The sequence below is a fragment of the Rosenbergiella collisarenosi genome (assembly GCF_018494085.1).
GTDB classification, from domain to species: domain Bacteria; phylum Pseudomonadota; class Gammaproteobacteria; order Enterobacterales; family Enterobacteriaceae; genus Rosenbergiella; species Rosenbergiella collisarenosi.
The window spans coordinates 466005-485613 of record NZ_JABBFP010000002.1; the positions used below are offsets into that span (position 1 = coordinate 466005).

Sequence of the window (19609 nt, forward strand, 5' to 3'; positions counted from 1 at the left end):
AAGAAAATTCTGATGTTTTGCCCAGAAAGGCTTGTTTTGAAAGTGGGATTTAGGCACAATGCGCGGCCTGCAAAATTCGAAATAACCGACGTAAACAGTTTTAATTAACCGTGCGTCGGTTATTTTTTTGCAGTAAAACTTACTGATAGTGTTTACCGGTCGGCCTCAGTCGGCTTCGTCACCCTTTCACGCACACGCGTTTGTTTAGAGGAAAAGTAATGGGCCCATCAACTATTATGCAAGTAGCCGCAGCTGCTCGCTTTCGCGATGACTACGGCGCTAAGGCTACTGCTCAGCCTATCTCTGTCACTCCTTCCCTCCGTTCGTGGAGTTTCCCTGTGGTGCAGTCCGTCACGATTGCGGCTCTAGGGGGACAACATCATGCAGAATAATGCATCTCCAGCACAATCTGGTGCTAGCTTAAAGAAAACACTGACTCTTTTCCCGGTCGTTATGATTGGCTTAGCCTATATGCAGCCAATGACCTTGTTTGATACTTTTGGCATTGTTACGAATTTAACGGGTGGGCATGTTGCCACGGCGTATGCCTTCGCCCTGATTGCGATTCTGTTTACTGCGCTGAGTTATGGAAAACTGGTTCACCGTTTCCCATCAGCGGGTTCGGCGTACACTTACGCGCAGAAATCGATCTGTCCTCATGTTGGTTTCATGGTGGGCTGGTCGTCGCTCCTTGATTATCTCTTTATGCCGATGATCAATATTTTACTCGCCAAAAGCTATTTCGAGTCACTGATTCCGGGGATCCCTTCATGGATTTTCGTCGTGTTACTAGTGGGCTTTATGACGCTTACGAACCTGAAAGGTATTCGTACGGTTGCTAACTTTAACGGCTTGATCGTGGTCTTACAGATCTTGGTAATGTTAGTGATTGTAGGGATGGTGATCTACGGTGTCGCACAGGGTACGGGTGAGGGGACGTTAGTCAGCAGTAAGCCTTTCTGGACTGAGAACTCGCAGGTGGTGCCGATGATAACCGGTGCGACGATACTCTGTTTCTCCTTCCTAGGCTTCGATGGTATTAGCTCGCTGTCTGAAGAGACGAAAGATGCTAAGCGTGTGATCCCAAAAGCGATTTTCCTAACGGCGCTGATCGGTGGGTTACTGTTTATTGCGGTGTCTTACTTCCTACAGCTCTATTTCCCTGACGTGAGTCACTTTAAGGATCCAGACTCTTCGCAACCTGAGATCATGCTTTACGTGGCAGGAAAAACCTTCCAGTTTGGTATTTTGATTTTCTCATGTGTGACTGTACTGGCCTCGGGAATGGCTGCTCATGCGGGTGTTTCGCGCTTAATGTATGTGATGGGACGTGACGGTGTATTCCCTAAACGTTTCTTTGGCTACATCAGCCCACGCTTCCATACGCCGGTATTTAACGTATTGCTGGTAGGTGCTATTGCGCTATTAGCGATTAACTTTGACTTAGTGACCGCCACGGCATTGATTAACTTCGGTGCACTGGTTGCCTTTACCTTCGTCAACTTATCGGTCATTTCGCAGTACTGGATCCGTGAAAAACTGCGTTATACGCTAAAAGATAATATCCGCTTCCTACTCCTACCACTGTGTGGTGCGATGACGGTCGGCGCGCTTTGGGTTAACCTTGAGAAAAGTTCTATGGAACTAGGGTTAATCTGGGCGGCAATCGGGATTATTTACTTGGCGATTGTGACGAAAGGCTTCCGCCTGCCAGTGCCGCAGTATAACGAAGAGCGTTAATCTCTATTAAGATATTCCCTAACCGACCCTGCGTGGTCGGTTTTTTTTTGCTTTCCTGCAAATTTCTAAAAAGCGTCTACACTTGTAATGAAAGCAATAAATTACATATCTCAAGGAGTGTCATATGAAGAAGTTGATTATCCCTGCTGTAGCGATGATTGCTGTCTGTGCATTATCAGGTTGTACCCGTACCAGCTATGCAATCCACACTGTTGATGGGCGCACGATAGTCAGCGACGGTAAGCCTAAAGAAACGGATGCTGGTTTAGTGGGCTACACCGATGCAAATGGTGTAAAACAACAAATCAACAAAAGCGAAGTCAAAGTGGTATCGGAAATCCCGAACAAATAATTTCGCTCTTGTAACTGCTTTAGATTGCTGAAGAACCCCACCTTTCTGGTGGGGTTTTTTCTTTTTAAGCGACCCAAAGTCACCATCGCGATATTTTTTCTGCCGCTCGCTGACTTGTCTTTTGAACCTCTGTCATCCTTCTTACAAGTCCTGACAGCTCACTGCATTACCCTAATAAAAAATAAAGATGCCCTGGTGCTGACGTCCCATAAAAAATTAAGTGGCCTGCACCCATTCATTAACGCTGAAGACCGGCTTCTATGCGTCGGCATAGCGTTACAACACTCATGGGTGTTTCGCTAATACTAGGAGTAATTTGAGGTTGGCTCCGCTAATCACTTTTTGATGATATTACTAGCTTTCAATTAGAACAGTTAACACGGACAAACTCTTCCTGAGTTATCCTTGCATTCAATCTACTAGCTTTTATATCGGGTACCTAAAGGTCAATAACTCGACACTATAGATAACCGCGAATCTTCCAATCGAGACTTCACTTTGATGATTGAGCCTTTCCTTTGTCATTAGTTAGCCTTATTTTGTCGCACAAAAAGTGATTTCATTACAGGCTCATAAACCAGGTCATCAAGCCCCAATACGCCGATCTCGGTCAACGCTGTAGGCTTTTTTTTAACTTAATAGTTCTTGGGCATAACGGGCCAAAGCCTGTAATAAGGCGAGTTTCTCAGGCTGCTCCGTATAGTCTTGACTTAGTGCGGAGAGGTGTTCGAAGTAATCCCCCACCTTTTGTTCGCTTAGCACCTCGCGCCGATGAGCTAACCAGCGCTGTTGCTCGCTTTCATCCAGCGTTCCCGGATAATTTCGTGCACGAAAGCGAAAGAGAAGATCGTTAATCCGCTCATCACTCCATTTGAGATCCATCGCGGGGAGATGCTGTGCAGGCGTCTGGCGAATAACGTCCAGGGTCTGCTTATCCGCAGGCGAGAAGAAACCGGAATAAAGCTGGTTATCAACATCATTAGTCGACGCGAAAGGGGCTTTTTCAGCGAAGAGTGCGACCACTTTTTCTCTCACAGCAGAGTGCTGACGTAGTAGGGCTAAGTTGTCTAGGCAGGCTTGGCGATCAATGCCCAAGCGGGCGGCATCTTCCGGGCGCAAGACGTTGGCTGGCGCCAGTACCGGACATTTATTGATATGGACCAGTTTTATCGGAATGGGCGATTGTTCCCCGCGCTGCTCTTTAGTTTGATACAGTCGTTCGCGTAGCGCATCGCTAGTTAGCTCCAGTAACGGCGTGATATCACCGGCGAGATCGACGGTGATTACGGCATTTTTATTATCAGGGTGCCAAGCCAACGGTACTATCCAGCTAGTATTGCCGCGTGCGGAGCCAAACATTCCAGAAACATGCACGAGCGGTTTCATCTGCGGGATATCGATCAGACTGGTTAAGCGATGTTTGTTACGATGCTTATAAAGAAAATCGAAGAGTTTTGGCTGCTTCTCTTTAACTAGTTTTGCCAAAGCGATAGTCGCATAGACATCAGACATCGCGTCGTGGGCATTGGCGTGAGTAATGCCGTTGGCCTGCGTGAGATGCTCAAGCTTGAAACTTGGAAACCCCTGTTCGTTCTCTGGCCAATGAATACCTTCAGGGCGCAGCGCGTAACACGCTCGCATAACGTCTAGTAAATCCCAGCGAGAGTTACCCTCTTGCCAGCTCCAGCCATAGGGGTCGTAGAAGTTACGATAAAACAGGTGACGAGTGACTTCATCATCGAAACGGATATTGTTATAGCCGATGATGCAGGTATGAGGAGCACTAAACAGGTGATGAATACGCTGTGTAAATTCAGGCTCGTTAATCCCTTTTTTCTGCGCTTCTTGAGGGGTGATGTGGGTAATCAGCACAGCCTCGGGTTGCGGTAAGTAGTCATCGGCGAGTCGACAATAGAAGACTTCCGGTTCGCCCAGCACATTAAATTCACTATCGGTCCGTACGCCCGCAAATTGCGCCGGTCTATCCAGAGCTGGATGTTTACCGAAGGTTTCATAATCATGAAAGAGGAAGGTAGGCTGTACGGTTTCGTTGTTTTTCATACTTATCGTCACTATTTGTAGTTAGTTATACAGTTAAATCAATGGTTTAACATATACATTCATAATCTTCCGTACACTTTAATCCCATTTTGTACATGACATATTGCGTACACCTTAGGCGCATAATTTTATCTTAGTGCGTACATAATATAAAAATGGTAATCAGCGGCGTTAAACTTAGAAACTTCTGGTCAAACCTTACGCGGGCGCAGCAGAGTTATCCGATGCTGAAGGTCTTGGCGCACGAGTCTCTCCTAGGTAGTCAATACCTATAACAGGAAAGATTCAGCTTAGCCTAGCTGTATTAGTCGCTATCCATCTATATCACTACAACAAGCCAGAAACATAGTAGCAGAGTTAAGAGGGCTTTACTTCGCTGGCTTTCCAGTGGATCAGATTGCAGCGAAGCAATGGGCCGAATGCTTGACTAAAGAGGAAAAAATTTATCCCCGCAGTGCAAGACCCGTACACTCTGAACTTCGGTCAGCTAGCAGTGGGCGTATCAGTCGGCAATAGGTCGATAACGGCGTAATTATAAACATCAAGCCGAAAGACTTCGGTATGTCATCGGCAATAAGTCACCGGGTTACTACCTACACTGAGCTTATTAACTTTACTCTGCCGCAGGCATAACGATTATCGGTGCGGGGGGAGGGGAGGAGGGATATAACCGTGGAGCTAATGGTGATTAAAACTTTAGGGTGGGAAATCCTTTTTGCATCCTAACGACATTCACCGCAGTAAAAATTTGTCCTAGCACTGAGGATTACCGCAATCTCTGTTTCTGCAAACTGGTGAGGTTGGTTCCGCCCTAACGCTTTTCGTCAGTGCTGCTCCACCTCTGCGCTAACCTGATCTGCTATATCTGTGTATGGAGTGGTGGGTTTGGGTAAAAAATCCGCCGGATGAACTACAGCCTTAAAGTTTGACCCCAAACCAAGCTATGAAAGTGCAGTTCACGAAGTGGGTTTGTAATTATAGTTTAGTTTATAGCGTTACGATTAAGAGCTGCTTTTATGTTTTGTATCTGATTGCTATCGATACCTAAATCTAATCGATTACTAGATACATAAAATAAAATGTCTTCCTTAGTTACTGACTCTTTATGAATGAGTAGCTGAGTAGTGGCTTGACCAATAATTGATTTAATTAAGTAATTTTTCATAATAAAAAATCCGTATTTAATTATTATTAAAACCTAAACTTAGCCGTCGACTATTCTAATAGCATCCCTCATAAATTACAATTATTTAACAATTTAATTTTTAAATGTAAAAACATTATCTTTACCAATATCTGTTGTTTTAATCTCCAGTGCAGCTAACTCTGAGAGTAGAAATTCGCTTTCTAAAACGCTTAATGAAGACGTATTCTCCCATAAGCCTCTGATATTGTTTAGAGAAACATCTTCACCTTGGCTTGATAAGTAAATGACACAGGCGCCTAGTTGTGAGTGGAAAAATTCTTCGTCCAACATATATTATTTTCTTATATAAAAGAACCATAGGCTACATTAGCGTAGTTCAAACCATGAAAATAGCTATTATTAATGATGAATTGACCCTCCTACTTCAGCGAGCATGACGTGATGTTAATCCTCTTCAAATTGGCCATCCATAAGAATGTAATGGGATTGACCCCCTTTCGTCGACGCGAGTCATGGCAAGTATTTTAGATTCTCTCTAAGAATAACCTGTATTAGAGACGCACAAACTGTAAGGAGTCATTAAAGGCATTTGAATTTAAGATCTGTTGTAGTAGTTTCATTTATTCTATAGTCCTTTTCCTAAAAAGGAGTAATTATGATAACGTTAACAACTTTTAAGGGCGATAGGATTTGCATCCTACACAAAAGTATTGTGGCGGTAGAGAGTTATGGCAGTAAATCTGTCGTAAAAGTTGGAGGGGAGAGAATCATCGTCCAAGAAAATCTAGTAAAGGTAATGGAGCTAATAGATTCAGCTAAAAGCGAAAATAATAATCCAGAACTGTAAATAATAACGTACCGGTAATATATTCTATCGGTACGTTATTATTTAAACATTTCTCTCTCTATCACTCTCTAATCCGTTTAAATTCTCCCAATTCAATGGCGCTACCCCAGCGAACACATTCTATCAACCCGCTCCGTGAACAGTATTCCAGAGATTCGACACTACACGGCGCTATGGCGAGGCAGTTAAGGACGCGGGTAAGAGCATCGGACCCAGTTTAGTCTGTTTTTGTTAAGGGTATTTTGAATGGCGTGTAATTGCTGGAAAATGAGATCCTAAAAGGTACTAACATGCTAAATCAATGTACTAGAGTAGGGCGATAAGTGTAGTGAAAATAATTATGAAAAATTAATTTCCACGAATACAATTAATAACTCACTGTAGGTTTATATTAAGTTTCAATATTTTCATAAATACTCCTCCGAACATCCTATTCCAAGTTCTAAGATAAAACTTGCTAAGTTTATTCATTAAATATTGAGGTTTTTTTTCATTCTATTGAGGTTATCTCAGAGAGTAATCACTTAAATATAGGGTAATGTGATACCTGCAGGGTTATTCAGATACGGCGCAACAGGTTGCGCCGTTGTTTCTTAGCTGAACCGATAAAGACTAAATGCTTTAGGGTCGATAACGGGCTTATTCCCTAACAGCAAGTCGGCAGCGATGGCTGAAGAGACTGGGCTTTCCGTCATCCCCCAACTCGTTGCGGTATTGACCACGAGCCCAGGACACTCGTTAACTACCGAGATAATCGGCGATTCATCGGGCGCCACGGCCATGGCACCACTCCATTGGTCGATAATTTTTGAGTGAGTGAACGCAGGAAACTCTTTCTTTAAGGTTACCAATGACTCGTTAAGATCTTTAAAGTCTGCAACGGCGACCATATCGCGGTTATTTTCGAAAGGGGATTGCTCGCTCAGTGACCATTTTGTCTTTTGACTGAAAGAGTTGAGGAGCTGTTCATTAATTGAGAAGTGCACAAACACATCTTCTGGGGCAAGGAGTGGCAGGTACTTATAGCCATAAAAGAAGGATTCCTTAACTATCGGTATCACTTCAATTCTTGGCGAGGTCGCATAAGTCCCGTTCGCTTGTTCGCGGAAAAAGATATTGCCGGGTAACGCGACATTCGCGCCGGGTAGACCCGGACCACCGGTAATAAGCTGTTGCGATTGATAAGCAGGAAGCGTTTCTAAATCAACATCGAGATTCTGCATGAATAAACGCGACCATGCCCCGCCACAGACCACCGCGCGAGTTGTTCTAATCGCGCCTTTTTCTGTGACCACATCAGATACCGTACCGCCTTGTTTTTCAATACCTCGCGCTGCGCATTGGGTATAGATTTTTACGCCAATTTTCTTAGCATATTCTGCCATTCTAAATGCGGCTATTTCGGGATCTAAGCTACCCGAGTCCTCCTCAAAGCCCGCAATAGTCCAGTTTGAGGTAGCACCTTTTAATCGCGTTTTTAACTCTTCACCTTGAATAATACGCGTCTTCAGAGGTAGCGAGCCGCTCAACAACTCTTTTTTACCCTCGATCCACGTTCGAACATTTTGTAAGTCTTCATCGCTGAGCGGCACTTCAACGCGCCCCTGAGTACGGTAGCTTGTATCCGTCCCGATTTTTTCGTTCATACCGCGCCAATGTTCCTTACCTAAATGGTGGAGCATAAACGTATCGCCTTCCATCTTATAGGTTATCAACTGACCATAGAACCGAGAGGATTGCTCGCCAGCAATATTTCCTTTCTCAACAATAACCACCGACAGCCCTTTTTCTCGCAGATTAATCGCCGTCATGATCCCCAAAATTCCTGCGCCGATAATAACCGCATCAGCGCTTTTCGGTAATTCGCCTTCACTGCCTGCGATAAACCCATACCTCGGTTTACCAGGGACCAATCGACCTTCTCTACTTAACATCGGTCCTAAAACACTTGCGCCGATACCTGCCGCACAAATCGCACCGCCACCAATCAGGAGTTTTCTTCTAGTTATGTTCATAATATGTTGCTAATTGTTAAAAGTTGGTGATTATGGGTTTTTTTTGTTAACTTTCTAGTTTTTTATATATTTATTTTGGTGAAAGTCGCTATTGACGGCTGTAATAATTGTTTATATCAGCGATATTGACTGAGAACACGGCGAGCCAATCATTACTGAAAGGGTAGGTGAGTCAAGACACTACGCTAATCATGGTGGCGCAATGATGCCTGTACACCCACAAGCGGGAGAATAGATTAAGGGAAATCACCCATAATTATTTATGTTAGGCTACGATTCTTCTTTAAGGCCAGAGGTGTAAGCCTAAACTAGGGCAGTGAGCAGAGCATGATGCGAGAGGATAAGATAAATACGGCTTCACAACGTATGGCGACGAGATCGGCTTTTTTTATTGCCGGTTTTGCGATGGGGGTTTGGGCACCCTTAGTGCCTTATGCTCGACAACGTTTAGAACTTGACGAGAAGTCACTGGGATCCTTGTTATTGTGTTTAGGGCTAGGCTCGCTCCTCACCATGTTATTCTCTGGAAAGCTCGTCGGCCGCTTTGGTTGCCGCAGTATTATTACCCTAGGGGCGTTATGTATCGCCAGCGTGTTACCGTTACTCGCTACGGTGCATTCTTTACCGCTGATGATAGTGAGTTTGTTTATTTTTGGTGCGGGTGTCGGTATGACCGATGTGACCGTTAACGTGCAAGGGACCATGGTGGAGAAAGCCGCCAATCAGCCTCTAATGTCCGGGTTCCACGGTCTATTTAGTATTGGCGGGATTGTTGGAGCAGCAGTAGGCAGTATCGCCTTGAGTGCAGGCTTATCACCCTTGATGATGGCACTTTGTGCGAGCCTGTTGATAGTCGTAATTTTGTCATTCAGCTTTACCGGACTTCTCCCGGTTGGACAGTATGGTGAAGAGAGTCACCCTCAGCGTTTTAAAGCGGATCGCCCGCTCATCATCATGGCGCTTATGTGCCTAGTTTGCTTTCTAGCCGAAGGGTCAATGCTTGACTGGAGTGGTATTTGGCTGACGTCTAACCAAGGATTAGATCTGGCTTATGCGGGGTGGGGTTATGCGGCATTTGGGACAACGATGGCGATAATGCGTCTGTTAGGCGATAAGATTGTCTTAGTCACCGGCCGAAAAGTCCTATTACTGATAAGTGGTAGTTTTACACTCATCGGGTTTATTCTCGTCGTACTATTCCCAAGTTGGCAGGTATCGTTATGTGCCTTCGCACTGATTGGCTTAGGGGCTGCGAACGTGGTGCCTATTGTTACAACCTTGGCAGGAAATCATAACGCTATGCCGAGCAACCTGTCCGTCGCTTATGTGTCGACGGTGGGGTATTTAGGCATTCTACTAGGACCTGCCATCATTGGCTTTATCGCTCATGCAGCCTCACTCTCTAGCGCTTTTCTCTGCATTGCCGTGGTATTACTAGTGATTATCTATGGCGCGTTAAGCTTATCGACTACTTCTGTTTAATGAGTTTTTCCCATTCAACTCTGCATCGAAAGGTCCACAGAAGAGGGAGTGCATCCCCTATTCGTACTATACGATCTCTCTACCGACCTTTTACTCACAAGGGATAACTAATCCAGTGAAGGCGGCAGTAAAAATGTTCGGTTTAATACAGGGAAAGATTACTGCTCACAGCGTTTTGGAAAAAATAATAATCAGTTAATGGCGTTAAGCGATGGCAGGTATCGGATCGAAATCGGAATTTTGTCAAGGATGGGTGGCTGATGGATAAGGCCGCGTATGCGGCCAAGCCTATTTTTTAAACGTATTTTTCTGCTTTATGACTTCGTTGATATAAGAGATGCCCAGCCAGATTGCGACAGCTCCCATACCGATCCCTAGAATTAACAACAAAATATTACTCATAAAATAGCCCTTACAGATTGAGGACGAATAATAGGCATGAAGGCCTCGCTTCCATAGGGTAACTCTCTTAATAATCGGGGGATCGAGTAGGGATTACTCTGAATCATCACGTTTCACTAGGACGAGCAGGCGAATAATTAGCGGCTCATCCCACCGATAGCTCTCAATTCCTCTTCTTATTCAGCCAGTCCGCAATAGGTTGAGAGATGATCGCAACGATAATTAGCGTACAGCCGATTATCTGTTCTGCGGCAATATGCTCGTTGAGGAAAAGGTGGGAGAAGATAAATGCCGCTGGGAGCTCAATGGCCACAAGCATACCAGTTAGGGAAGAGTGCGTACGCGGCATACCAAAGCCAAATAGCATGATCGGCAGGATAGATGAGAACAAGGCATTGGCCACCGCCCATAGGGCATCAATGCTAATCGGGTCGATCTTTACCTGGCTATTAAATAAAAATAATGAGGCGATAAACGCGCCAAAGGTGAGGTTTTTAGCTTTATCGATCACCCTCACCCCATTTGCGATATTCGACGACGATAAAATCACCACGCTATAGGAGAGTGCCGCTCCAAGCCCCCACAACATACCGGTAAGATCGAACTGTCCTTGCCCACTCAACATTCCGGTGGAAATGAGGACGCCCACTAATATAGTGGCGAAGCGAGTCCACTCGCCACGTGATAAGGGTTGTTTCTTATAGACGGCGCTGACCACGGGGACGATCCACGACGATTGCATTAATAATAAGGTTGAGGTGGGTACCCCAATTCTTAGCACGGCATGGTAGAAACAGTAAGTGATTAATAGTACTGGGATCCCCGTAAAGACAACCAGAATTTTATCCCGATAGGGGAAGGTACCCGCCCCGCGCGGCGTGAGTTCGGAAAAGAGAAAGAAGAGTAAAAATGAAAATAGAAATTGAATTGGCATTAAATGATTGATCGCCACCCCATGAGTTGCCGCGATACTCAGGATGATCCCAGGCATCCCATAGGAGATAGAACCGATTAACACTGATAGGGGGGCGATGCCGATTGCAGGATACTTCATCAAAACCTCAAGACGTTGAACGATAAGACTGCGTCGGGTCATTGATCTCTTTTTAAGCGTTATTGACTCTGACGATAGGGGTATTGGGGATAGTTTAGCCAAGAGTGGGCTTAGTGTCAGTTTAAGAAAAATTATTCACACTTTCTGACAATTAACAGGTGATCCAGAACTGAAAATACCGTAAAAAGACCGACTACTCGTACATATTGATATTTCAGAGGATTATTTTGAAAAGGCGCGCCACTCTACTCGTTACCTCCATCGTTTTCTATGCCTCCCATGCGTTTGCACAGGATGATGCACTACCTTTTCCACTCACGCCGCCTTCGATAGATGCTGCCTCATGGGTCTTAATGGATGCTAAAACCGGACAAATTTTGACTGCCGGTAACCCAGATGAACAACGCAATCCCGCCAGTTTGACTAAGTTGATGACGGGCTATGTGGTCGACCGCGCTATCGACCAAAAACGTATCACCCGTGACGATAAAGTCACCGTAGGCCAAGATGCTTGGGGAGCAGGTAATCCTGTCTTTAAGGGGTCATCACTAATGTTCCTGAAGCCGGGCGACGTGTTAACCGTACGTGACTTAAGCCGCGGTGTGATCATCGACTCTGGAAATGATGCATGTGTTGCCCTGGCCGATTATGTTGCGGGTAGCCAAGAGAACTTTGTCGGCTTAATGAATCATTATGTTGAGAAGTTAGGGCTAAAAAATACCCACTTTGAAACCGTTCATGGATTAGATGCGCCGGGCCAGCACTCTACCGCACGGGATTTAGCTATCCTGTCGAAAGCGATTATCGATGGTGAGCCTGACTTTTACCATATGTATAGCGAGAAGACCTTATCGTGGAACGGTATCACCCAAAATAACCGTAATGGATTGTTGTGGGATAACAGCCTGCATGTCGACGGTCTAAAGACCGGGCATACGGATACGGCTGGCTTCAATATCATCGCCTCTAACGTCGTAGGCAATCACCGACTGATCGCCGTGATTATGGGCGGTAAAAGTTCGAAGGGCCGTGAAGAACAAGCCCGGAAACTACTAGTATGGGGACAAAACAACTTTGATACCGTGCAACTGTTCCATGCGGGTCGAGCGATTGGCAATGAAAACGTTTGGTACGGTAATCCGCATACAGTCGCGGTCGGAAGTGATAAAGATCTCTACTTGTCACTGCCCAAGAATGAAATCAATAATGTAAAAGCCAAATACGTCATTGATAAAAAAGAGTTAGAGGCACCGCTCGCCGCGAATCAGAAAATCGGCGTCATTACCGTGATGGATAAAGATCATGAGTTAGCGAGTTATCCGCTGGTGGCGCTACAACCTGTCGCGCAGGCAGGGATCTTTACCCGAGCGATCGATTATATTAAGCGTAAGTTTTAAAACGAAAGCCTCGTTTGTGGACTGCACCCCAAAAGTTGGACATCCAACTGAGTAAGGTGCAGTTTTTTACTTTTAGGGTTAAAAAAAAGAGTGAGTGAGAGTACACTGCCTACCTATAATCTCTTAACGCTTAGCATGAGCTGTGAAAACCGATAAACCCCTGTCAAAACTCGAATATTGGCTCTATCGACACTACCGCTGGGTGCATGGTGTCCGCATCGCGATAGCGTTCCTAGCCTCCTTTATGCTGATCCGTATCTTGAATATTCCGGAAGGCAGCTGGCCGCTAATCACCTTGGTGGTGGTCATTGGCCCGATCTCAACATGGGGTAATGTCTTTCCACGCGCCATTCAACGCATTATTGGTACCGTGCTCGGGTCCATCTCTGGATTGATCGCGTTAAAGCTCGAGATGATTTCACTACCGCTAATGTTGGCGTGGTGTGGGGCGGTCATGTTTTTCTGCGGCTACTTAACGCTCGGTAAGCGGCCATATATGGCGTTGCTGATTGGTATTACTCTCGGCGTAGTCGTGGGGGCCCCGGCAGGAGATTTCCTCACCGCGCTGTGGCGGGGCGGGGATGTCGTTTTTGGTTGCTTGCTCTCGATTTTTTTTACCGGGATCTTTACCCAACGAGCCTATGTATTTTGGCGACTACGGTTGGCGGATGCGTTGGTCAATAGCCGTAAGATTTATCATACCGGTTTATCGTCCAATCTGCTCGAGAAGCCCCGCCTTAATAAGCCCTTGCAGAATCTACTGACCTCGCTGATAAAAATGCGCAGTTTACTCGAGCCTGCCTGTAAAGAGACGCGGATCCCACGATCGGTATTTGAGGGCATCCAGACGCTACAGCGTAACATGGTGAATACCATGGAGATGCAAATCAACGCGTGGTGGTCATCACGGGAAAGTCATCTGCTTCTGCTCAACGCGCCCACGTTACGCCGTACCCAGGCGACGACCGAACAGATGCTCGATACCTTGGCGGATATGCTGCGTAACGGCGTCAGTCACAGCGACCAACTAGCGACTAGCAGCGCTGCGATGGACGAAATAAGCCGGGAACTCACCGAACTCTTAGCGCAAGCTGAGCATGCTAAGGCAGAGTTGACGCCAGTTTACGGCTACGTATGGCTAAGTTTAGAATTAACCAAACAATTAGAAAGAATGCGAGAACTTATCCGTCTAGCGCTTCGCCGCTAAATGGCTTATACATTCCGAGAAATCTATCCCCTGCTGAGCAGGTTTAACAAAAGGTGTTGTCATGGAAAATGCAAAACAGTCATTCCAGGATGTACTTGAATTTGTTCGTATGTTTCGTCGTAAAAATAAGCTACAGCGTGAAATTACCGATAATGAGAAGAAAGTCCGTGATAATCAGAAACGCGTATTACTCCTCGATAACCTGAGCGAATATATCAAGCCTGGAATGAGCGTTGAGGCGATTCAAGAGATCATTGCGAGCATGCGCAGCGATTACGAAGACCGTGTTGATGAGTACATCATCAAAAACGCGGAATTATCCAAAGAGCGACGCGATCTGTCGAAGAAATTAAAAGTGTTGGGTGAGAGCAAAGCCCCCGAAACTAAATAGTATTCAAGGCCTGATGATTCAGGCCTTTTTTATTTCTAGCGGGAAAGATAATGAAAATATTAGTCGTAGGGGCAGGGGCCACTGGGGGCTATTTTGGTAGCAGGCTTCAGCAAGCCGGGCACGAGGTCACCTTCTTAGTGCGCGCGGCTCGTGCCGAGCAACTTACCGAACACGGGTTAGTTATTAATGGGCCTCAAGAGCAGTTTACCGTTACGCCGAGGTGTTTAACCGCGGAACAGCTGGAGGGTGAAACGTGGCCATTGATTATTGTGGCGGTCAAGCACCAGCATCTCGCAGAAGTTATTCGCACATTACCCCCGGCAGTGGGGGCGAGTAGCTTAATTGTTCCCTTGCTTAATGGGATGCAACACATCGCGCTGTTGCAACAGGCGTTTGGTCAGTCTGTTGTGGGTGGGCTGTGTCAGATCTATGCCCGACTCAGCCAATACGGAGAGATTGAACAGCTATCGCCCTTACATCGGCTGAGTTTCGGCGCGTTGCATCCCTCTCAATGCGCAACAGTTAAAGAGGTGGGGATGCGCCTACAGAACGTTGGGTTTAGCCTGACGATCAGCGCTGATATCACCAGCGAAATGTGGGAAAAATATCTCTTCCTAGGTACGTTAGGGGCAAGCACGTGTTTAGCGGGGGCAGACACTCGCGCGATTATCGCCTCGCAGGGAGGGGCGGCCTATATTGACTGCCTCTTTACAGAAATCTTAGCGGTGATCACCGCGGCAGGCTACCAGCCTCGTTCGGCGGTCGTGAGTCAGTTACGTTCAACCCTACTTAACCCCAACACGCCTCTTGTGTCATCCCTATATCGAGATGTGACGGCAGGTAAGCCGTCAGAAAGCCAACCCATTATCGGCGACCTGGTCCGCCATGCTGACACTCATCATCTCCCTGCATCGCTTCTGCGCGCAAGCTGGGTGCGTCTACAGCTGGCCACTGATCACTCAGGGAATGGGTAGTCATAGTTATTTTGTTGTTAGCACGTAGCTTTATACTATTTTATTTCAAGACAGCGCTTACCTATTCTGCCTCTTAATCACTACGTTATTGACGAGGCAGGGATAATGACCGCAGAACATATCGATACCCTTATCATCGGGGCTGGGCAGGCAGGGATCGCGATGAGCGAGCACCTTACGGCAAAGGGAATTAGCCATCGCGTTTTCGAAAAGAATCGCATTGCAGAAGCTTGGCGCAGCGGCAGGTGGGATTCATTAGTGGCCAATGGGCCTGCTTGGCACGATCGATTCCCGCATCGAGAGTTTACGCACTACCAAGCTGACGAATTTGTTGCAAAAGACGATGTCGCCAACTATTTTTCCGACTACGTTGCCCAATTTGATCTGCCCGTACAATGCGGCGTTGACGTTCAGCGCGTGAGTAAAAGATGTCAGCAGCCGGGGTTTTATGTAGAGACTTCAGTGGGGGACTTTATCGCGAACCATGTTGTCGTCGCAACCGGACCTTTTCATCACCCATTGATCCCCGCCATCGCACCCACGAGTGAAACCGTTACGCAAATCCACTCCGCGCAATACTTCAATCCACAGCAATTAGCGCCCGGCGCAGTATTGGTCGTCGGGGCAGGATCATCGGGCGTACAAATTGCGGATGAAATTCAGCGTGCCGGGCGCAAGGTCTACCTATCAGTTGGCCCTCACGATCGCCCTCCGCGTCGCTACCGAGGACGTGATTTTTGCTGGTGGTTAGGTGTACTCGGCCTGTGGGATGCGACCGAGCATGCCCCCGGAAAAAGCCACGTGACGATCGCCGTGAGCGGCGCGCGCGGGGGAGAAACTATCGACTTCAGGCGTCTGGCTCAGCAAGGTATTATCTTAACCGGTATGACAGACCATTTTAGCGAGGGAACGGTCTACTTTAAGCAGGATCTCGTCGAAAATATTCGTGCCGGTGATGAGAGTTACTTAGCTCTGCTCGATGCTGCCGATGCTTGGGTTGAGCGTAATGGTGCGTCGTTACCCGAGGAGCCAGAGGCGAGGGCGTTTATACCAGCGTCTGACTGTATCACGCACCCTTTAGCGCAGCTTGACTTAAAGGCTGCAGAGGTCAGTACTATTATTTGGGCTACCGGATATACCACCGATTATCGCTGGTTAGACGTCGATATTTTCGATGAGGCAGGTAAACCCCGGCAACAGCGCGGAGTAAGTATCGAGCGCGGCCTCTATTTTCTGGGATTACCTTGGCAATCACGACGTGGCTCTTCCTTTATTTGGGGAGCCTGGCACGATGCCAGTTATATTGCGGATCAAATCGCCATCCAGCAAAGCTATCTCGCCTATCCTGCCGTCTCTTCTTAAGGAGCATCACCCGCTATGACGACTCACACGCGTATTAGAATGTTTAACACTAAAGAAACCTATCCCAACCAGACGTTGGATAACGATCTCTGTCAGGCGGTTCGCGCTGGTAATACTGTGTATGTCAGAGGACAAGTGGGCACAGACTTTTCCGGTAAACTCGTTGGGTTAGGTGACCCTGCTGCCCAAGCCGAGCAGGCGATGAAAAACGTCAAACAGTTATTAGAAGAAGCGGGATCTTCGCTAGATCATATCGTAAAAACCACCACCTACATCACCGACCCACGCTATCGTGAGCCGGTATATCGTGAGGTCGGTAAGTGGTTGAAGGGGGTATTTCCCATTTCCACGGGGTTGGTGGTCAGCGGCTTAGCCCAGCCTGAGTGGTTGATGGAAATTGATATTATCGCGGTTATTCCAGAGGAGTAGGAGTGAGTATGACGATCTCGATTAGTGGTTTTTGCCCGCAGACCGGCCAGCTCGGTATTGCTATCAGCTCATCCAGTATCGCTGTTGGGCAACGTTGCCCATGGATCGCGGCCGGGATCGGTGCGGTGTCTTCGCAGAATGTCACGCTGCCGAGTCTGGGTCCTGCAATTTTACGTGAAATGCAGGCGGGAACGAGCGCCGCACAAGCCCTTGAAATAGTGATTAACGATGAAAAATACCGGGACTATCGACAGGTTACCGTTATTGACTCCCAAGGAACCAGCGCAGTGTGGAGCGGTGAGAAAACACTGGGAACGTGGCAAACGGCAGAAGGGCTAAACTGTATCGCCGCGGGCAACATGCTTGCTAACCCTACGGTCCCTCAAGCGGCGATTCATGCATTTGAGCAACATTCGGGGGAGTTGGGCGAGCGATTGCTCGGTGCCTTAGAGGCAGCCTTAGCTGCAGGCGGCGAAGCGGGGCCGGTACACTCTGCCGCGTTAAAAACCTATGCGGCACAAGACTGGCCCTTAGCGGACCTACGGGTAGACTGGGCCGATGACGATCCCATCGCCGCTTTACGTGACCTATGGCAGCGCTGGCAGCCGCAACAAGAGGACTATCTATTACGCGCCCTCAATCCGCTGCTCGCGCCAAGCTATGGAGTACCAGGTAATGAATGAGACCCACACCCGTACTTTAACGATCCTGCAAAGCTTGATTGGCTTTGACACGACCAGTCGGGCGAGTAACTTAGCCCTCATTGACTTCGTTTGTGACTATCTCGCGACCCAGCAGATCACCGCTGAGTGTATTTTTAATACTGACCAGAGCAAAGCCAATATCCTCGTCTGTATCGGTCCGCAGGTTGCGGGAGGAATTATGCTCTCTGGCCATACCGACGTTGTCCCGGTCGATGGCCAAAGGTGGTCGTACCCGCCTTTTACCCTAACGACTGAACAGGGACGCCATTACGGTCGTGGCACAGCCGATATGAAGGGGTTCTTGGCTTGTATGTTAGCGATCCTTCCTGATATCGATCGCGCACGATTGCAACGTCCGCTATGGCTCGCCTTCAGTTACGATGAAGAAGTGGGATGTCTAGGGGTACATAGTTTGCTCGAATCCCTCGCCCAGCGCGAGGTGAAGCCTGAAATTTGCTTAGTCGGCGAACCCACCTCTATGCAGCCAGTCAACGGGCATAAAGGTAAGGTTGCATTACGGTGTAACGTAATAGGGCATGCATGCCATTCTGCGTATGCGCCGCAAGGCGTTAATGCGATTAATTATGCGACCGATGTTATTCAGTTCATTATGCAGCGCGACCGCCAGCTCGCTTCAACGGTGAATCTAGCCTTTGACCCGCCATTTAGTACATTACACGTAGGTACCCTGTGTGGCGGCGAAGCGTTAAATATTGTTCCGAATCACTGCCAGTTTGATATGGAGTTACGCTACCTTCCCGATCAATCGCCCGAGCCATTAATAGATGAAATAAAAAACTATGCTCGATCTACCCTTGTGCCCGTTATGCGCCAGCGTTCTCGCGAGAGTGATATTCAATTTACGTCCCTTGCGGCGTATCCAGGATTATTTATCGAAGAGAGTAATCCCTGGCTGCAACAATTACTGAGGTGGACAGAACACTCCATTCCCCACACGGTGGCATTTGGTAGTGAAGCTGGCCTGTTCGCTCAACAGGGTATTACGACCGTAGTATGTGGGCCGGGAAGCATGGCACAGGGGCACAAACCTGATGAATACGTTGAGGATGACCAGATCAGGCAATGCTTAACACTACTCGATAAGATAACGGAGGCCCTATACGCTAATCAGCCAACTGAGTAAGTTGCTCCACACAATATTGACGAAACAGTTCGGCAGGGGTAGTGAGTGGATTGCGGTGTAGCCAAGCCGCAACTAATCCCGATCCTTCCACAACATCTTGCAGACGCAGGGTGGTGAGCCGTTGCCCATCATAGGTCGTATCACCATAAGGACGGGTGACTAAGAAGGCAAAGCCAAAGCCTTGGCCTACCATCCCTCTTACCATCTCAATAGACGGTGAACTGAACACGATATTTGGGACCAGCCCGGCCTGAGTAAATAAGCTCACAAAATAGTGACGGCTCGGGAGGACATCCAGCAAAATCATCGGCAGTGTGGCGAGTTCTTTTAAACTGATCGATTCACGTTGGGCGAGAGCATGCTCGGAGGGAAGTAGGACGTATGGAGCCTGTGGCGGCAAGAGTGCAGAGGTTTCAATCGTTGCATCAAGTTGGTGCTGGTAAAGAAGAGCGAGATCGTAATTGCCAGCGATAAGCCCTTTTACGAGTTCATGTTGCTCGCCGTCTCGTACAGTAATTTCGACCCCTGGATAACGCTCCTTAAAGCCGCGGAGTAATTTGGGGAGGATCAGCGGGGCCACCGTTTCGAAACAGCCTATCTCAATTTTACCCGATACCACGTTGTTATCCGCGAGGGCATTTTGCTCAAATTCGTGCGCGGTTCTGATCAATTTTAGTGCTTTATGATAAAAACGCGCCCCACTGGGCGTCAAGGTTACGCCTTGAGCGTGGTGCCGAATGAATAATGTCACCCCGAAGCTTTCCTCTAACCCTTTTATCGCCGTGGAAATTGAGGGTTGGGCAATGAATAGTTTACGCGATGCCTCCGCAACGCTGCCGCACTCTACGGTCATCACAAAATACTTTAACTGTCTTAATGTGAAGTTTGCCATTAACTTTCC

At 47.4% G+C, this 19609-nt stretch carries 19 protein-coding genes; 13 read left to right on the top strand and 6 right to left on the bottom strand.

The window, feature by feature from the left end; all coding sequences use genetic code 11:
- Positions 1 to 218 precede the first annotated feature (218 nt).
- From HGT70_RS05140 to HGT70_RS05150, 3 genes are all read left to right on the top strand, one after another.
- A complete protein-coding gene (locus HGT70_RS05140) occupies positions 219 to 392 on the top strand; it encodes a hypothetical protein (protein ID WP_157725323.1) in 174 nt (57 codons plus the stop codon).
- Entirely contained in the window at positions 382 to 1740 is a 1359-nt protein-coding gene (locus tag HGT70_RS05145; RefSeq protein WP_214195111.1) for an APC family permease, read from the top strand. The genes HGT70_RS05140 and HGT70_RS05145 overlap by 11 nt, the downstream gene beginning before the upstream one ends.
- 124 nt (positions 1741 to 1864) lie before the next feature.
- Positions 1865 to 2092, top strand: coding sequence for a YgdI/YgdR family lipoprotein (locus tag HGT70_RS05150; RefSeq protein ID WP_048912232.1), 228 nt, complete (start codon positions 1865 to 1867; stop codon positions 2090 to 2092).
- Between the two features lie 630 nt (positions 2093 to 2722).
- Here HGT70_RS05150 and sbcB read toward each other — a convergent pair.
- From sbcB to HGT70_RS05165, 3 genes are all read right to left on the bottom strand, one after another.
- Entirely contained in the window at positions 2723 to 4153 is a 1431-nt protein-coding gene (sbcB, locus tag HGT70_RS05155) for an exodeoxyribonuclease I (protein WP_214195112.1), read from the bottom strand.
- Positions 4154 to 5135: 982 nt separating this feature from the next.
- The gene (locus HGT70_RS05160) at positions 5136 to 5318 is read right to left on the bottom strand and encodes a hypothetical protein (protein ID WP_071430639.1); all 183 of its coding nucleotides are present in this window, start codon (positions 5316 to 5318) and stop codon (positions 5136 to 5138) included.
- A gap of 93 nt (positions 5319 to 5411) precedes the next feature.
- On the bottom strand, positions 5412 to 5630 hold the full coding sequence (locus HGT70_RS05165; protein ID WP_214195113.1) for a hypothetical protein: 219 nt from the start codon (positions 5628 to 5630) through the stop codon (positions 5412 to 5414).
- A 325-nt stretch (positions 5631 to 5955) separates the two neighbouring features.
- On the opposite strand from HGT70_RS05165, the gene HGT70_RS05170 reads away from it, so the two are divergent.
- Positions 5956 to 6147 carry a flagellar FlbD family protein gene (locus tag HGT70_RS05170; protein ID WP_071430635.1) on the top strand — a complete coding sequence of 64 codons (192 nt, stop codon included), beginning with the start codon at positions 5956 to 5958 and terminating at the stop codon, positions 6145 to 6147.
- A 593-nt stretch (positions 6148 to 6740) separates the two neighbouring features.
- Here HGT70_RS05170 and HGT70_RS05175 read toward each other — a convergent pair.
- Positions 6741 to 8162 carry an NAD(P)/FAD-dependent oxidoreductase gene (locus HGT70_RS05175; RefSeq protein WP_214195114.1) on the bottom strand — a complete coding sequence of 474 codons (1422 nt, stop codon included), beginning with the start codon at positions 8160 to 8162 and terminating at the stop codon, positions 6741 to 6743.
- 327 nt (positions 8163 to 8489) lie between these two features.
- Between HGT70_RS05175 and HGT70_RS05180 the strand changes: the two genes are divergently transcribed.
- Positions 8490 to 9644 carry an MFS transporter gene (locus tag HGT70_RS05180; RefSeq protein ID WP_214195115.1) on the top strand — a complete coding sequence of 385 codons (1155 nt, stop codon included), beginning with the start codon at positions 8490 to 8492 and terminating at the stop codon, positions 9642 to 9644.
- Positions 9645 to 10209: 565 nt separating this feature from the next.
- Here the strand turns inward: HGT70_RS05180 and HGT70_RS05185 are convergent.
- Positions 10210 to 11142, bottom strand: a complete 933-nt coding sequence (locus HGT70_RS05185) for an EamA family transporter (protein ID WP_214195116.1) — start codon at positions 11140 to 11142, stop codon at positions 10210 to 10212.
- Between the two features lie 185 nt (positions 11143 to 11327).
- Here HGT70_RS05185 and dacD point away from each other — a divergent pair, with 185 nt between their 5' ends.
- From dacD to argE, 8 genes are all read left to right on the top strand, one after another.
- Positions 11328 to 12497, top strand: a complete 1170-nt coding sequence (gene dacD, locus HGT70_RS05190; protein WP_214195117.1) for a serine-type D-Ala-D-Ala carboxypeptidase DacD — start codon at positions 11328 to 11330, stop codon at positions 12495 to 12497.
- 142 nt (positions 12498 to 12639) lie between these two features.
- On the top strand, positions 12640 to 13704 hold the full coding sequence (locus HGT70_RS05195) for an FUSC family protein (RefSeq protein ID WP_071430623.1): 1065 nt from the start codon (positions 12640 to 12642) through the stop codon (positions 13702 to 13704).
- A 61-nt stretch (positions 13705 to 13765) separates the two neighbouring features.
- Positions 13766 to 14095, top strand: coding sequence for a DUF496 family protein (locus HGT70_RS05200; RefSeq protein ID WP_071430621.1), 330 nt, complete (start codon positions 13766 to 13768; stop codon positions 14093 to 14095).
- A gap of 50 nt (positions 14096 to 14145) precedes the next feature.
- Complete coding sequence (locus HGT70_RS05205) at positions 14146 to 15069, top strand: 2-dehydropantoate 2-reductase (protein WP_214195118.1); 924 nt, start codon at positions 14146 to 14148, stop codon at positions 15067 to 15069.
- Positions 15070 to 15174: 105 nt separating this feature from the next.
- The gene (locus HGT70_RS05210; RefSeq protein WP_214195119.1) at positions 15175 to 16431 is read left to right on the top strand and encodes a flavin-containing monooxygenase; all 1257 of its coding nucleotides are present in this window, start codon (positions 15175 to 15177) and stop codon (positions 16429 to 16431) included.
- A 15-nt stretch (positions 16432 to 16446) separates the two neighbouring features.
- Positions 16447 to 16860, top strand: a complete 414-nt coding sequence (locus tag HGT70_RS05215; protein ID WP_214195121.1) for a RidA family protein — start codon at positions 16447 to 16449, stop codon at positions 16858 to 16860.
- 8 nt (positions 16861 to 16868) lie between these two features.
- The gene (locus HGT70_RS05220) at positions 16869 to 17543 is read left to right on the top strand and encodes a DUF1028 domain-containing protein (protein ID WP_214195123.1); all 675 of its coding nucleotides are present in this window, start codon (positions 16869 to 16871) and stop codon (positions 17541 to 17543) included.
- Entirely contained in the window at positions 17536 to 18708 is a 1173-nt protein-coding gene (argE, locus tag HGT70_RS05225) for an acetylornithine deacetylase (protein WP_214195124.1), read from the top strand. Before HGT70_RS05220 ends, argE begins: the two co-directional genes overlap by 8 nt.
- Here argE and HGT70_RS05230 read toward each other — a convergent pair.
- On the bottom strand, positions 18689 to 19600 hold the full coding sequence (locus HGT70_RS05230; RefSeq protein WP_071430609.1) for a LysR family transcriptional regulator: 912 nt from the start codon (positions 19598 to 19600) through the stop codon (positions 18689 to 18691). The two genes, argE and HGT70_RS05230, sit on opposite strands and share 20 nt — an antisense overlap.
- Positions 19601 to 19609 lie beyond the last annotated feature (9 nt).

Coding starts and splice junctions, on each gene's coding strand:
- HGT70_RS05140 (WP_157725323.1), top strand. CDS start 219: ATGGGCCCATCAACTATTATGCAAGTAGCCGCAGCTGCTCGCTTTCGC.
- HGT70_RS05160 (WP_071430639.1), bottom strand. CDS start 5,318: ATGAAAAATTACTTAATTAAATCAATTATTGGTCAAGCCACTACTCAG.
- HGT70_RS05175 (WP_214195114.1), bottom strand. CDS start 8,162: ATGAACATAACTAGAAGAAAACTCCTGATTGGTGGCGGTGCGATTTGT.
- HGT70_RS05185 (WP_214195116.1), bottom strand. CDS start 11,142: ATGACCCGACGCAGTCTTATCGTTCAACGTCTTGAGGTTTTGATGAAG.
- HGT70_RS05145 (WP_214195111.1), top strand. CDS start 382: ATGCAGAATAATGCATCTCCAGCACAATCTGGTGCTAGCTTAAAGAAA.
- sbcB (WP_214195112.1), bottom strand. CDS start 4,153: ATGAAAAACAACGAAACCGTACAGCCTACCTTCCTCTTTCATGATTAT.
- HGT70_RS05150 (WP_048912232.1), top strand. CDS start 1,865: ATGAAGAAGTTGATTATCCCTGCTGTAGCGATGATTGCTGTCTGTGCA.
- HGT70_RS05205 (WP_214195118.1), top strand. CDS start 14,146: ATGAAAATATTAGTCGTAGGGGCAGGGGCCACTGGGGGCTATTTTGGT.
- HGT70_RS05230 (WP_071430609.1), bottom strand. CDS start 19,600: ATGGCAAACTTCACATTAAGACAGTTAAAGTATTTTGTGATGACCGTA.
- HGT70_RS05210 (WP_214195119.1), top strand. CDS start 15,175: ATGACCGCAGAACATATCGATACCCTTATCATCGGGGCTGGGCAGGCA.
- HGT70_RS05200 (WP_071430621.1), top strand. CDS start 13,766: ATGGAAAATGCAAAACAGTCATTCCAGGATGTACTTGAATTTGTTCGT.
- argE (WP_214195124.1), top strand. CDS start 17,536: ATGAATGAGACCCACACCCGTACTTTAACGATCCTGCAAAGCTTGATT.
- HGT70_RS05165 (WP_214195113.1), bottom strand. CDS start 5,630: ATGTTGGACGAAGAATTTTTCCACTCACAACTAGGCGCCTGTGTCATT.
- HGT70_RS05215 (WP_214195121.1), top strand. CDS start 16,447: ATGACGACTCACACGCGTATTAGAATGTTTAACACTAAAGAAACCTAT.
- HGT70_RS05180 (WP_214195115.1), top strand. CDS start 8,490: ATGATGCGAGAGGATAAGATAAATACGGCTTCACAACGTATGGCGACG.
- HGT70_RS05170 (WP_071430635.1), top strand. CDS start 5,956: ATGATAACGTTAACAACTTTTAAGGGCGATAGGATTTGCATCCTACAC.
- HGT70_RS05220 (WP_214195123.1), top strand. CDS start 16,869: ATGACGATCTCGATTAGTGGTTTTTGCCCGCAGACCGGCCAGCTCGGT.